Source organism: Neobacillus rhizosphaerae (assembly GCF_050477885.1).
GTDB lineage: Bacteria > Bacillota > Bacilli > Bacillales > Cytobacillaceae > Neobacillus > Neobacillus rhizosphaerae_A.
Genome location: NZ_JBCNAC010000117.1, coordinates 1 through 12,493, shown reverse-complemented (window position 1 = coordinate 12,493; position 12,493 = coordinate 1). Strand labels below are relative to the sequence as shown.

Annotated in this window: 17 protein-coding genes and 2 pseudogenes; 2 read left to right on the top strand and 17 right to left on the bottom strand. The window is 36.2% G+C overall.

Going from position 1 to position 12,493, the window contains the following annotated elements:
- Positions 1-306: 306 nt before the first annotated feature.
- The gene (locus ABES03_RS15950) at positions 307-825 is read left to right on the top strand and encodes a hypothetical protein (protein ID WP_430118428.1); all 519 of its coding nucleotides are present in this window, start codon (positions 307-309) and stop codon (positions 823-825) included.
- 69 nt (positions 826-894) lie between these two features.
- On the opposite strand, the gene ABES03_RS15945 is transcribed toward ABES03_RS15950, so the two are convergent.
- The 12 genes and pseudogenes from ABES03_RS15945 to ABES03_RS15890 all read right to left on the bottom strand — a co-directional run bounded on the left by ABES03_RS15945 (position 895) and on the right by ABES03_RS15890 (position 8,689).
- Positions 895-1,524: an immunity protein Imm33 domain-containing protein gene (locus ABES03_RS15945; RefSeq protein WP_430118426.1), complete on the bottom strand. Its 630-nt coding sequence runs from the start codon at positions 1,522-1,524 to the stop codon at positions 895-897.
- Between the two features lie 145 nt (positions 1,525-1,669).
- Positions 1,670-1,858 carry a DUF4926 domain-containing protein gene (locus ABES03_RS15940; RefSeq protein ID WP_430118424.1) on the bottom strand — a complete coding sequence of 63 codons (189 nt, stop codon included), beginning with the start codon at positions 1,856-1,858 and terminating at the stop codon, positions 1,670-1,672.
- 156 nt (positions 1,859-2,014) lie between these two features.
- Entirely contained in the window at positions 2,015-2,308 is a 294-nt protein-coding gene (locus ABES03_RS15935) for an antibiotic biosynthesis monooxygenase family protein (RefSeq protein WP_335544106.1), read from the bottom strand.
- A 37-nt stretch (positions 2,309-2,345) separates the two neighbouring features.
- A complete protein-coding gene (locus tag ABES03_RS15930; RefSeq protein WP_430118422.1) occupies positions 2,346-3,071 on the bottom strand; it encodes an alpha/beta fold hydrolase in 726 nt (241 codons plus the stop codon).
- A 127-nt stretch (positions 3,072-3,198) separates the two neighbouring features.
- Positions 3,199-3,855 carry an HAD family hydrolase gene (locus ABES03_RS15925; RefSeq protein WP_430118733.1) on the bottom strand — a complete coding sequence of 219 codons (657 nt, stop codon included), beginning with the start codon at positions 3,853-3,855 and terminating at the stop codon, positions 3,199-3,201.
- A gap of 149 nt (positions 3,856-4,004) precedes the next feature.
- A complete protein-coding gene (locus ABES03_RS15920; RefSeq protein ID WP_430118420.1) occupies positions 4,005-4,127 on the bottom strand; it encodes a hypothetical protein in 123 nt (40 codons plus the stop codon).
- Between the two features lie 207 nt (positions 4,128-4,334).
- Positions 4,335-4,832 (bottom strand): DinB family protein, encoded by a 498-nt coding sequence (locus ABES03_RS15915; RefSeq protein WP_430118418.1) that lies wholly within the window; start codon positions 4,830-4,832, stop codon positions 4,335-4,337.
- A 108-nt stretch (positions 4,833-4,940) separates the two neighbouring features.
- Positions 4,941-5,234, bottom strand: a complete 294-nt coding sequence (locus ABES03_RS15910) for an RNA polymerase alpha subunit C-terminal domain-containing protein (RefSeq protein WP_430118416.1) — start codon at positions 5,232-5,234, stop codon at positions 4,941-4,943.
- A gap of 57 nt (positions 5,235-5,291) precedes the next feature.
- Positions 5,292-5,753 carry an N-acetyltransferase family protein gene (locus ABES03_RS15905; RefSeq protein WP_430118414.1) on the bottom strand — a complete coding sequence of 154 codons (462 nt, stop codon included), beginning with the start codon at positions 5,751-5,753 and terminating at the stop codon, positions 5,292-5,294.
- Positions 5,754-6,008: 255 nt separating this feature from the next.
- Positions 6,009-6,413 (bottom strand): VOC family protein, encoded by a 405-nt coding sequence (locus ABES03_RS15900; RefSeq protein WP_430118412.1) that lies wholly within the window; start codon positions 6,411-6,413, stop codon positions 6,009-6,011.
- A 276-nt stretch (positions 6,414-6,689) separates the two neighbouring features.
- A pseudogene (locus ABES03_RS15895) lies at positions 6,690-7,636 on the bottom strand (helix-turn-helix transcriptional regulator).
- Between the two features lie 564 nt (positions 7,637-8,200).
- Positions 8,201-8,689, bottom strand: a complete 489-nt coding sequence (locus ABES03_RS15890; protein ID WP_430118410.1) for a hypothetical protein — start codon at positions 8,687-8,689, stop codon at positions 8,201-8,203.
- A gap of 325 nt (positions 8,690-9,014) precedes the next feature.
- Between ABES03_RS15890 and ABES03_RS15885 the strand changes: the two genes are divergently transcribed.
- Entirely contained in the window at positions 9,015-9,182 is a 168-nt protein-coding gene (locus ABES03_RS15885) for a hypothetical protein (RefSeq protein WP_430118408.1), read from the top strand.
- 231 nt (positions 9,183-9,413) lie between these two features.
- Here ABES03_RS15885 and ABES03_RS15880 read toward each other — a convergent pair whose 3' ends face one another.
- The 5 genes and pseudogenes from ABES03_RS15880 to ABES03_RS15860 all read right to left on the bottom strand — a co-directional run.
- Positions 9,414-9,689, bottom strand: coding sequence for a hypothetical protein (locus tag ABES03_RS15880; RefSeq protein WP_430118406.1), 276 nt, complete (start codon positions 9,687-9,689; stop codon positions 9,414-9,416).
- A 219-nt stretch (positions 9,690-9,908) separates the two neighbouring features.
- Positions 9,909-10,397: a CBO0543 family protein gene (locus ABES03_RS15875; protein ID WP_430118404.1), complete on the bottom strand. Its 489-nt coding sequence runs from the start codon at positions 10,395-10,397 to the stop codon at positions 9,909-9,911.
- 435 nt (positions 10,398-10,832) lie between these two features.
- The gene (locus tag ABES03_RS15870) at positions 10,833-11,639 is read right to left on the bottom strand and encodes an aldo/keto reductase (protein WP_430118402.1); all 807 of its coding nucleotides are present in this window, start codon (positions 11,637-11,639) and stop codon (positions 10,833-10,835) included.
- A 299-nt stretch (positions 11,640-11,938) separates the two neighbouring features.
- Positions 11,939-12,197, bottom strand: a pseudogene (locus ABES03_RS15865) (DUF2199 domain-containing protein); the annotation flags it as partial.
- Positions 12,198-12,262: 65 nt separating this feature from the next.
- The coding region (locus ABES03_RS15860; RefSeq protein WP_430118400.1) for a GyrI-like domain-containing protein at positions 12,263-12,493 on the bottom strand (231 nt) is incomplete at its 5' end.

The window sequence follows — 12,493 nt, the reverse complement described above, 5'->3', positions numbered from 1 at the left end:
ACATTACAATCCCGCTTACCTTTTTCATTGCTAATAAGTTTTTTACTAATAAAGATTTTGCTTTTGCTTCCCATCTGTTTTGATTTGATAAACCTTCTTTTTTTGGTATTGTGTAATAGACCTTGAAGAAACCTTCCCCATTTATTTCAATTAGGAACAGCTTTACTCTTGATGTGGTTACGTACCAGTTCGTTTAATCACACTCTTTCACAATCTTTTAGTAAACATTAGGTTAATGAACAAACAATCTGTTGTTATAACATTGTTTCCATTTTGAGAGACTATTAGAGAAGGAAGGAGTTAGAAATGATTAAAAAACTTTCAATATTACTAACACTCATATTGATGAACATTTTTTTGAATTTTAATGTCACATATGCCTCAAACAACTCTTTAAATAATGATGAATGTTCGAGTAATTTAAACAAAAGGATTTTAGACGATATAAAAGGAAGTTTCCCCGAATTAAAAAATCTACAAGAGAAACAAGAAACAGGGAAAGTAACAAAATATGATTATTATGATTTTCATAAGGCAATCATTATTGAGGGTAGAGAAACTACCCATATTAAATCGCTATTATCTCTATTTTCTGGCACTTCTCTGGGCAATAGACATCTGTTCATTGTTAGTGGAGAAGAAGCTCTACCTCCAAAATATGATAACTCGTTTATTGGTTATATGGTATACAAACAGACAGATGGCACAAATGTTATGATTAAATTAAGAAGAAGCGATAAAGCTTGGGGAGTGATAAGTAAACAAAAGGTAGCTGGAAGAAAAATACTTCCTACCAAAGAATGTTTAGACAAACTGATAAAATAAACCATCCTTGAGATGCACTCTTGGATGGTATTTTATTATCCTCGCCTATTAGTTAGGTAAGAGAAAGGATTACCCGTTTAAATAACCTTCCCAATCATAATCATCAATCTTATAAAATTCGCCTTCCTCATTTCTTTCATATGCACATAAAGGAGGTTCTTGGATAAATTCCAAAATGGAATCGTCGATATTCAAGACAACTCCAATAGAGACAATTTGAAAGTTTTCGGAGTCACATAGAAACTCAACATCTTCATAGCCGCTTAAAATTGACCACCCAGAATCGTCTTCGCCTTTTGGATTATCCCTTAGTAAAAAGTTGAATTCTCTTTTTTCAAGTACATCCTCGCTAACCGTTACTAAGGTATCAAAATAAAAATCCCATTTAGATGAATTTGGGTCTTGATATTCAGTATCGCAAATGTTTTCCACCTTGAATAAAATTTCTTGTCCTATTTTCAAATCTTTCAAGTCATAAGGGTCATTAGTTAATAAACCTTTGAAGTTTTGACCAATTCTTTCTGTAATTTCAACCCACATTCTTTCACCTGCAAGACCATCTTTCTCTGTCTCACCCATAAATCTTAATTTAACAATGTCGCCTATACTTAATATGTCGATTACTTGTTTGCTTGGTATATAGAAAGTATAAGGGGACTCTGCATTTCTTTCGTAAACGTTGTCTAAGTACCATGACATGCTTGAATTCCACCTTTATTTGTTCTCAAACCTCTTATATAACAGAAAATGGAACTTCCTATCTTCTTTAACAAACCTGCCCCGTTACTTTAATAAGGTTCAACAAAAAAAGCGTTAACCCTAGTTGGACCAACGCCATCGTTAGTTATTTAACCACCTCAAGTACATCTCTAGATAATGCACCCAAAAATAAGGTGAAACCATTACTAGGGTCAGATATTTCTACTTCAAAATGATTTTCATCCCAAACTTCTAATATACATCCAGTTTGCCCCTTGATAATTCCCTCTTCAGGCAAGTCTTTTAAAATCCTGAATTTATCATACTGTTCCATATATTTTCCTCTCCTGCTCTTTCATTTATCTAACTTGATATTATCATATTTTAGAAATTCTTTATTAAACTAACCTGCGCCGTTACTTCAATAAGAAAAGCCGCAGAAATGGCAGCTCGGATCTTAAGCTCTTGAACCCGTTACTTAAATAACCTATTAAAATAGAACATTCTCAAAGTGTTCAACTATCGGGAACGGGTCATAGAAATGATGTAGTTGCTTTTTCCATTCTTGATACTCTTTCGATTGTCTAAATCCTACTGTATGGTCATCTAATGTCTCCCACTTCACCAACAATAAATATTTTCCCTTAACTTCCATACATCGTTGTAATTCGTGAGATATGTAGCCTTTCATTGATGATATAATTTTTGATGCTTCTCGAAATGCTACCTCATATTCCCCTTCCATACCTTGCTTAACTTGTAACATTACAGCTTCTAAAATCATTGATTTCCCACCCCACCCTTTTTATACTGTTACTTTCTTAGATAAGGTCAATCATCTTTTTTATCGCACTGACTACCACTTCTGGTTCATCATTTTGTATATAATGAGCACTGTTTTCAGCAATCACCCATTCACCATTAGAGGATATTTCACGGATTTCTCTTTGCATTTCATTCCATAATTCTTGTGATTCAATAGAATAATGAGCCTTCTTACCCGCTGATAGAACAATTAATGGGATATGTAATTTAAGTCTAGTTTCTTTTAACTGCTTTAGGCTTTCCATAAATTCATCATAATTGCCTTCCAAAACGAATTGCTTGTTGTATGCTTGTTGAAATTCTTGTGACATCGTTGAGAGAAATCTTTCTCTGTAATCTTCAGGAGTAGAATCAACTAAAATCAGTCCACAAACTTCATTGGGATACTCAGTTGCAAACATACGCATATTAACTCCGCCAAATGAATGACCAACTAATATGTAAGGAGGTTGAATCTTAGCTTTAATCAGAAGTTCCTTCAATTCTTTTACCATCTCACGGCTAGTTCTTGGATTAGAACCTTTTTCACTTTTTCCAAGTCCTGCTCTATCATAAATTAGAATATTAGAGAGTATTGAAATATCTTCAATTACTGAATCCCAAGCCTTTGAAAAATCCCCATATCCAGCGTCCATTATGACTGTTGGTTTTCCAGTATTTTCTCCAACTAATTTTGCATATAGCTTACAATCACTTATTTGCACAAACATTTCTTCAGTCATTTAGACCATTCCTCTCATTTTGCAATAAAACACGAGGGAACCACGGGGAATCCACGGGGAAGGTTCTCCCGATTTATAATAACCACCTTTATAAAAAAACCACCAGAACCGTCCCCATGGTCCCTCATTATGTAATATATCTTAATAAACTATCAAAAGAATGGATCTCGGCATATGGTTTTATTTCGGTATCATTCTTGTTCATATGAGGATTGAACCATATGCCTTTTATATTTGCATTTTGACAACCAGCAATGTCTCTTTCTATGTCATCTCCAACGAATAATACGGCCTCTGGTTGCACATTCATCTTATTTAATGCTAATTCGAATATGCGTTTGTCAGGTTTACTAAATCCCACTTCTTCAGAAATAATGATTATATCAAAAGAGTGATTTAAATCCGTTTGAAGTATTTTAGCTTTTTGTCTCTGCGTTGAGCCGTTTGTAATAATCCCTACTTTCACTTGCCTCTTTATAGAGTTTACGATATTGATAGTATTTTGGTTGATAGAAAAACAACGGGGAAAATGATTATTCCAAAAGTCTTGAATGTCATTGTGTGGCAATCTATACTTGGGTGGAAATTCATCAAAAAGTGATTCCAAGACTTTCGTTTTATCACCATTTCCATAGCTTCTTTTATCAAATACTCTAAACTTTTCTAGCATCTCAATTCTTGCTGAATGCTTAATATCTTCATAGCACTCTTCTAAAATCATCAAAAACAGGTTATCTACTGCATGATCCCTATTAAGTAAGGTATCATCTAAATCAAATAGCATGGCTTCATAACCACTCAAATAACTCCACAGCCTTTCTCATTTTAACGGTAGTTCAACTTCAATAAGAAAAAAGGACCGCTACGATCCTTCTTAAGTTCTTGTCCCCATTATTTGAAGTACATTCTTCACGTTAGGTCGCCTTTGACCAGTTATTTATTATTCAAATACTTAACAAGTTGCTTTAATAAAACAACAATCCAAACTAAAGCAACTGTATTGGTTACTTCAAGGAAAGGTCTAATTTTAGGAAAAAAATAATAAAATATATCCATTAAAGTACCTCCTAATGATCATTACCATTCCTTACCTATTCTCCTACAATCATAGTAAATCCTTCTTCGACCAACTTTCACAGAATAATACCAGAGCCTAAGCATTCCTGAAAACTTAATTGGTTTAGCACAATAAAAAAGCACTGCAAACAGGTTTATTTATCTGTTCGCAGTGTTTTTTAATATAAGTTCTGCATTAACATTTCGTTAAGACCAATCAACGCCACTCCAAGCGGATTGCAACTTTCGTAACAGAACAATTTGGCCGACATGATATGTATCGTGCATCATGATATTGCTAAGTAAACGCTCAATAGAGTAACTGTTAGCTGCATACGGAGCTGTTAACTTTTCATCATCAAGGTCCGCAATGACCGTTTTTAAATTATTCATGACTTCATGAAGGCGCTGCACTGTCTGGGACCAACCAATTTCGTCTTCAGGATCCCCTGGATTTCCAAAGGTTTCTTCGTTGCTTTCTGCTTTATGCGGATTCTCTGTGCCCTTCATTCGATGGATCACGTCTTCATTCCAAAATATCAAATGGTTGACAATCTGCCAAACCGAATTGCTGTTTCCCGAACTTGTCCATGCTGCCTCCGCTGCGGTGACTCCCTGAAGCGCCTGATCCATGGATGCAAACCACTCATTCTCATAGCAATGCATGTCGAGTTGTTCTAAAAACATTTTGGCTACAACTTGCATATAACCACTCTCCTCCCTGTTAAGTGTCGTCCTTCAAAGTTAAAACAATGGATAACCAAAATGTAATTACTCTTTTATTCTATGACTACTTATTTAAATGATAGAACATTAGTTTTTAAAAGATAACCCTTTTTCCTTCAAAGCAGACCTAAGTTTTGGTAAAGAGGCTGGCCCCATACCGTGAAATTTCAAAATCTCTTTTTCACTATAGGAAGATAACTCCTCTAAAGAAGTGACACCATTGTTCTCCAATGCTCGTCTTGCTGGTGCCGAAAGCAATGAAAGAAATCCATTTTCAGGCTTGTGTTCCTGCTCACAAATAGGACAGGTTGGACATTCGCTACTTTTATAATATTTATGCCCTTTGTTACAAGTCCTTATATTTTCATTGAAAGTTTTCATATATAAACGCCTCCTTGCTTTATGAAATCAACGCACCCGACAGTTTAATAAAAATCATTATAACTTCAGCTTTAAACCTTCATGTGTTGCTTTAAAACCTAACCTTTCATAAAACCGTAAAGCATCTGGTCTGTTTTTATCCGTTGTTAATTGTACTAAATGACAACCACGTTCTTCTGCACGTTGAATGGCCCATTTTATGAGTTTAGTTCCTACACCCTTACCTCTTACAGAAGTGGATGTTCTCACTCCTTCAATAGTAGCTCTCCACCCACCTTGATGTGTTAAATATGGAGTAAAAGTAATTTGTTGAACCCCAATCACTTCCTGGCCGTCACAAGCCACTATTAACTCGATATTGGGGTCAGCTGTAATGGCCTCAAATGCTTTTATGTAACTAGTAGGAAGTGGATGCTCATACCGCTCACGTTTACTTCCCAAAACATCATCAGCAAGCATGGCAACAATAGCATCTAAGTCTTTTTCAGTAGCCTCCCTAAACCTTATATCTGTCCCCATTAAAATACCCCCTTTAATTAGTGAACCTTTTATTACTTTCTATGCTAACCGAATTCCCATTATAAGGTAATTGTGATTATTTTATGAATTCTAATAAGTTTCTCTTATGTAACTGCCGATATTCTACTTCTATTTACTTCAACAAAAAAGGCACTAATCCTGCTTGGATCAGTGCCGGTTATATTCAATTATTGCACCTGTTACTTTAAGTGTAATTCTTCACAAAATTGAAGCCTCACTCACTTCAACTGTCTTTCAACCCCTTCCGCTGAACCGTTTAATAGCTTCCTCGGTCACCGGCTCAAAGAGGTTAACGAGGTTTCCGTCGGGATCACGGAACAACGCAGCACGGTTCCCCCACGGCATAGTGGTCGGTTCCTTTACCCACTCATCGACAAACGGTTTCAAGCGCTCGTATTCGCCATCGACATTGTGAACGCGGAACTCGATGATGACAGTGTGATTATCGGCCGCCACCGCGGAACCAGCGCCAAACAGTGGCACCGTCTGCGAGTGGCCGATCGCAAGGGTGCACGATGGAACAATGAATTCGGCAAAGACTGGCGCGGGGCGTTCCGCCGAAACACCCATGACTTTTTCATAGAACTTGACAAGACGATCCACGTCGTCGGTAATGATGCGTACAGAAGCAAAATTCACGAGATACCATCCTTCCTATAATAAATGATACAATATCGTATCATATCATTTTGGACCAGAACCAGTGAAGTTTCCGTAAAGGCCCGATTTAATCAGAAACTGAACCATTTGGTTCTACTGACTGTTGCTCAATTGATCCATAGTGAAATGAATTAATTCCTGTGGACGTTGAATGGCGGTGTGCACAAACTGAAGCAAGACATACTTAGCATTTATCTCTCACCCCTTTATGTTTAATTACTCCTATTATAAAATGACGCTACTGACAGCAGTATGTCAGTAGCGTTTAAACATTTTTTGGGCTTCCTCACGAATCCGATTTCGTAATGATTCAGGCTCCAATACAATCGCAGCAGCTCCCCAGCCAAGCACCCATTGCAACAATTCTTCGAGTTGACGAACGCGTAAGATCACATGCAATCCATCTTGATGCTCTTCCATATCCTCTATGTAATGATTGTTCGATCTTTCACCTTATCTGCGATATCATGGTTAAATAAAAGGCGAACTAGCAAGTGTCGATCATCCGGAGGGGTATACTCTCCTAAGTTAAAATGTGTTGGTAGTTCGAATCGTTCTCCCAGATCGATAAGTTCCATCATTCGGGACAAGCGGAAATGGCGAATGTCTTGGCGCAGATCACACCGGGCAACGAGCATCCATGATCCTTGAACGAGCACCAATCCATAGGGAGCAACGGTACGAAAACTATGGCGATTCCCGTCGGAATCTGCAAGTCTTTTTGCATAATGAAAGCTGATCTTTCTCTCGTCTAATATCGCCCGACGGATCTTTTCTAGATATTCTTTTTCTTTTGACTGCTTAACCTGTTTATCAGAAATGAGCAAACGCATAGCCTTGCGTACACGAGATGTTTCATTGCGTACGCTCTCCGGTAGAATTGCCTCAATTTTTCCGCGGGCAGCTTGAGCCTTGATACGATAATCATCATCAAATCTTTGTTCGATAAAGTCCGTTCCAATCAGCAAGCTCACGGCTTCTGGTACCGTGAAACTGATTGGCGGCAGGAAATAGCCTTTCATCAGGGAATATCCTGTCCCAGGGGCTCCTATGATCGGCACGCCCGCTTCACTCAGCGCCTGGATGTCGCGGTAGATGGTCCGCACGCTAGTTTCAAATAGGGTCGCCAAATCTTCGGCCCGTACAACTTCTTTCCGTTGTAGCTCCAGCACGATGGCTAACAAACGGTCTGTTTTGTTCATTGGTTACCCCCTTGAATATTTACTGCAAAATAAACATACCACATCTTAATGGAGAAGATAATTTAGTAAAACTAGAAGCAAATTAAAAACCAATTGTCCTAGATTAGATGTAAAGCTAAAAATTATAAAAGTATCACAATCCTTATAGATTTTATGGATAAAGTCTTTACGAGGACATAGGGTTTGTAGAATTTCTCAAACATTTGATTTAAGTCGCCATAGTCGCAAAATATTACTCGATAACCTCAATAACAATCCTTCATTTTTTTATCCTTAGTGATTGGTTCACCCTTTTCTTTCTTTTGATGCTTTAATCTTTATATTTTTTGTAATTTCCTCAAGGTCTAAATCTTCCCTTCGAATAACGAAAGTAAATGAGCAGTTGATAAAACTCTCTTCCATTTCCCAACACATCCTCAACAAATCTTAAGTATCCTTATTCAACAAACCTGCCCCGTTCAAGAAGAAAAAAGACCGCCACAGCGATCATCTTCTTTACCAATAGCTCCCCGATATTTCAACAAAACATGCTTTTGTCAATAACTATTAAAAAAGTGCAACCAGTTAAGGTCGCACTTTATGTTGAAAGCGAAGTACTTTAAATTCTTTCTCCGATTTTCCTGATTCTGGGCAAAGTGAAAGTAAATGTGCATTAACCGCATAAGTAAATGTATCTTCTGTTTTCATTTTTTTCTTATCATTAATAATCAATTCATCACGCTGTAAAGAGATTTTTATAAGATGGGTATATACTCCATCATACTCGCTTGGTGCAACGACCTGTTGTATCCAAATGCGTATTCCTTCTGGTTTGGGACCTCTCCAACTTATGGAGTTTGCATGGTATTTATTATGATAAAAATCGTCTAAGCTGCGACGCATCCATACCTGCATTGTATCATATATAAACATCTTTGTAGCTTGGTCCTTTACTTCTACTTCCTTTCCTATTGGTATAATTTGAGGCTTCTCTGTCTTCGGTCCATTAGAAGCAGAAGCATTTCCGACAATAAAGAAAAATACAACAACAAACATTAACGTCACTTTCTTCATGGCATTCACCCCATCTTTTTTTAAGTTTAGGGTTGCCTAAATGTTATTTTATATTGCATACGCAATAGAAGTAAATATTCACATGAGCTTCTTACTTGTTCTACTAAACTGCACCGTTACTTCAATAAAGTTCAACAAAAAGAGACGTTAATCCTTCTTAGAATAACGCACCGTTACCGCAATAAAAGGGGACATTTTTGAAGTAGCCGACCCTTAATTATAGCCCTATTTGTCAAAAGGAAACCTATTCGTGATGTTTTTTGATTTACTAGATTAGGCTGGTAATATATACTAATTGGTAATAATCCATATGGGAGAGTTGACTATGAAGTTCGATAAGAAATATTGGATACTAATGCCACCATTTGCTATTGCTGCGTTTGCATTAATAATTATCCTTCCAGCCGAAAAAAGATTTTACGCTTTTTTATTATTAATAGTCTTTTGGATTACGTACTATAGTTGGAAATATATTGACAAGAAAGAAAGATAAATGCACAATTTGGTGTCAAGCCGACTAGAGGGGAATTATTACCTCGTTCATCTTCAATTAACCTGCACCGTTAGCACAAAAAGTAAAAAGACCGCCGTTGCGATCATTCTTGAGCTCAAGCACTCGTTAGTTTAAGTACATTATTTCACATATATTACTTCCATAATAAAAAAGGGCTGCCATAGCAACCATAAGTAATTCCAAAAAGACCCGCCCTTTGTACTTTGGATACTAGGAAGGTCTGCCACTAAAATTAGCTTTAAAAGAAATTTTTATTAAAATATAACGAATAATAAATCCAACTCCTAATCCAGGAATCAAAGACAACATTGGAAGCCAAATTGGACCAAATGATATACCAAAAATGATGTTTAGTGAGTACATAAGACCTATTGTGATAAAATACGCTCCAAAAGCAAATGGAACAAATGATAAGCGAGGAATTTCCCCTTCCGCAAATTTATAGGCATCATTCATAGCAAACATATAAACACAAGGATAAAACATAAGCCATTGGTATCCACCACTGCTGAAGCTTCAATATTTTCCTAAGAATACTAAACATGATAGCTTGGTTAAACAAACTGTTCACATTATTAGTGAATTCTAAAATGATAAACAAAATTCCTTTAATAAGGTGACCATTTAACAGTTGACCAAAGCCTGGAAAAGCACCACTCCAGAGAATTGCTTCTAACTTATACGTTTTCTTTATAATATCAACCTTTAAGATTCGGTTATATCTTGCTTACCTTTTAACTTATCTACAATTTTTATTAACCCAACAAACCCTCTAATTATAAACAAAGTGAAATTAACACTGGCAAATGTATGGAAAGCTGACCATTTTTTCCATTTAAATAAACCGGTGTTCTTTTCCATAAACCATTGCCCAACACTCATTGGAACACTAAATATCAAACTCTTTAATAAAATTTTACCAAAATTATCATTATACGAGATTTTCACCCATATCACACTTAAAATTGGGAAAAATAGCATGTCATAAATAATATTCGTTTTAAAAATTTTCGGAAAAGGACGAACTGGATATTCAAGTTTTTGTTTTCCAACAACATAAGCATCAACTAGAGTAGCAATAACACCCTTTGAGAAAAAAATTAAAAGATTTTCTCTCATTTTTGGTCCCTTGAATAAAAATGGAAAAGCGGCTATACATACTGCTAGTAGTAAGTTTAACAATTTTTTCTCCACTTATTAACATCCTCTCATTTGATGTAACACGATATTTTTATATTACCCATAACTAATCTTTAATACCTGTAGCCTCTTTTACTAATTTTTTAAACGAAAACTAACAAAATGGTCCTATGGATTAATGCTTTCACTTCTTCAACTAACCTCCCGTTAGTCTAACAAGAAAAAATGACCGCCACAGCGATCATCATCCTTTACAAAAGAACCCGTTTGTTGAAAAACACATTAAGGCTCGTTATTTTATTGCTGTATCGTTAGCAAAGATATGAATACCAATTACTGGTACACATTTGCTTACAAAGAATGAATTTTTATTGAACTATCCTGCCCCTGCCCCTTTAGTTCAATAAAAAACGGTACTACTCCAATCTCATTGTTTTGAAAAATACAAAATCCTAGCGATATTATTCACTAGGATGAAGGACTAACTAATTATAAGCTTTCAATTTTTTCTATATCTTCTGCAGATAATACGAAATCGAACAGATCTATATTAGATGCTTGATTTTCACGATTGTGAGATTTAGGAATAACAATCACACCGCGTTGGATTTGGTATTTTAATAAGACTTGTGCACCAGACTTTTTATAGGCTTTACCGATTTCATCCAAAACTTTTTTTTGATAGGCTTCGGCTTTCATAGGTCCCCATGCAACAGGTGTAATACCCTCGTCTTTTAATACGGCAAGGAGCTCTTTGTTAGGTTCTTTTAAGTTAACTTGTATTTGATTAACAGCTGGCTTTACTTTAGCGAATTCTTTCATTTCATCTAGATGATTTTTTCCAAAGTTTGAAACACCGATTGCTTTTAGTTTGCCCGCTTCGTAATATTCTTCAAAGACTTCCCACGTGTTTTTAAGTTGTACTTTGTCTTCGATAGGGAAGTGAATAAGAAGCAGGTCCAGATAGTCTGTTTGGAGGTTTTTTAGACTGTTATCGATAGCTGCTCGAGTAGCTTCCTTTGAAGAAGTATATTCTTCGTTGGCTGGAACTTTTGTCGTAATGAATAACTCTTCTCGAGGCACAGTGCTTTCTGCTAAAACTCTTCCGACAAGTTCTTCGTTTCGATACATAATGGCTGCGTCTATAGAACGGTAACCCAACTCAAGTGCTGAAACAAGTTCTGGAATTTCATTTGTTAACGCACCGTTATACTCGTTATTTTCTTTGCCATAAGTATTAGTACCTGTACCTAAAATTGGCATTTTCAACCCATTATTAAGTGTTATGTATTCCATATTTTTAAGCACTCCCTCTACATACTCTAATTACTTTACTTACAATGTACATCATAACAAATTATAGAATTTTCAAAAAGTAATACGAGAGAAGGCATTAATCCTATTTAGATCAAACGCCCCCTTTAGTTTAAGTACATTCTTTCACAAACTATTGTCTATATTCCAGGCTACGATTTTTTCAAAGTTAAATTCCTTTCTATCTTATTCTCAGAGGTTTACGAAGTATCAAATATGGTTTGAAAAAGTGGTTAGGAAACAATGTAAAGGCCAGTCATATATAAGTATACTGGCTCAGTCTATCTAGTAAAAAAGAACATTGATTTCGATTCAATGCCTTTTTTCTTAGTTATCGTTATTAATACAAAGCTGTCAGCAATCTCTTGTACCCGTTCTATGGTTATACCCTCTCTGAATTCCACCGATAAAAGGATGGTCGAATGGTTCAAGTTCAATGAAAGGTCGAATGCCACCTGGTCTAGGATGCACCATTGTTTTTAAGTTTGGGGTATCAGGATAACAAGCTAAATCAGTAGATAGCCAGCCAAACATCGGTTCTCTTGGCTCTCTAATATCAACCTTGATAAAAAAACCACCAGAACCGTCCCTATGGTCCTTTTAAGTTATTTTTTTAAAACTGGAATCCAAATTTCGCACGTCACAGATGGTGATGTTAAATCTTTGGTTTTGATCGACAAGATTTCGGGTCCTTCGGTTACCTGATAATTGGAAGACGGAAACCACTCTGAATAAATCCTTCCCCAACTTTCCTGTAGCGTACCAGGGAAAGGTCCTGTTGTTTCAAATATCGCCCATGTTAAGGCAGAAACTTCCAGTTTTGAAAAGTTATCAGG

What these genes read in the sequence shown, in the direction of transcription:
- ABES03_RS15950 (WP_430118428.1), top strand. Translation starts at nt 307, where the DNA reads ATGATTAAAAAACTTTCAATATTACTAACACTCATATTGATGAACATT.
- ABES03_RS15945 (WP_430118426.1), bottom strand. Translation starts at nt 1,524, where the DNA reads ATGTCATGGTACTTAGACAACGTTTACGAAAGAAATGCAGAGTCCCCT.
- ABES03_RS15940 (WP_430118424.1), bottom strand. Translation starts at nt 1,858, where the DNA reads ATGGAACAGTATGATAAATTCAGGATTTTAAAAGACTTGCCTGAAGAG.
- ABES03_RS15935 (WP_335544106.1), bottom strand. Translation starts at nt 2,308, where the DNA reads ATGATTTTAGAAGCTGTAATGTTACAAGTTAAGCAAGGTATGGAAGGG.
- ABES03_RS15930 (WP_430118422.1), bottom strand. Translation starts at nt 3,071, where the DNA reads ATGACTGAAGAAATGTTTGTGCAAATAAGTGATTGTAAGCTATATGCA.
- ABES03_RS15925 (WP_430118733.1), bottom strand. Translation starts at nt 3,855, where the DNA reads ATGCTATTTGATTTAGATGATACCTTACTTAATAGGGATCATGCAGTA.
- ABES03_RS15920 (WP_430118420.1), bottom strand. Translation starts at nt 4,127, where the DNA reads ATGGATATATTTTATTATTTTTTTCCTAAAATTAGACCTTTCCTTGAA.
- ABES03_RS15915 (WP_430118418.1), bottom strand. Translation starts at nt 4,832, where the DNA reads ATGCAAGTTGTAGCCAAAATGTTTTTAGAACAACTCGACATGCATTGC.
- ABES03_RS15910 (WP_430118416.1), bottom strand. Translation starts at nt 5,234, where the DNA reads ATGAAAACTTTCAATGAAAATATAAGGACTTGTAACAAAGGGCATAAA.
- ABES03_RS15905 (WP_430118414.1), bottom strand. Translation starts at nt 5,753, where the DNA reads ATGGGGACAGATATAAGGTTTAGGGAGGCTACTGAAAAAGACTTAGAT.
- ABES03_RS15890 (WP_430118410.1), bottom strand. Translation starts at nt 8,689, where the DNA reads ATGAAGAAAGTGACGTTAATGTTTGTTGTTGTATTTTTCTTTATTGTC.
- ABES03_RS15885 (WP_430118408.1), top strand. Translation starts at nt 9,015, where the DNA reads ATGAAGTTCGATAAGAAATATTGGATACTAATGCCACCATTTGCTATT.
- ABES03_RS15880 (WP_430118406.1), bottom strand. Translation starts at nt 9,689, where the DNA reads ATGTTTTATCCTTGTGTTTATATGTTTGCTATGAATGATGCCTATAAA.
- ABES03_RS15870 (WP_430118402.1), bottom strand. Translation starts at nt 11,639, where the DNA reads ATGGAATACATAACACTTAATAATGGGTTGAAAATGCCAATTTTAGGT.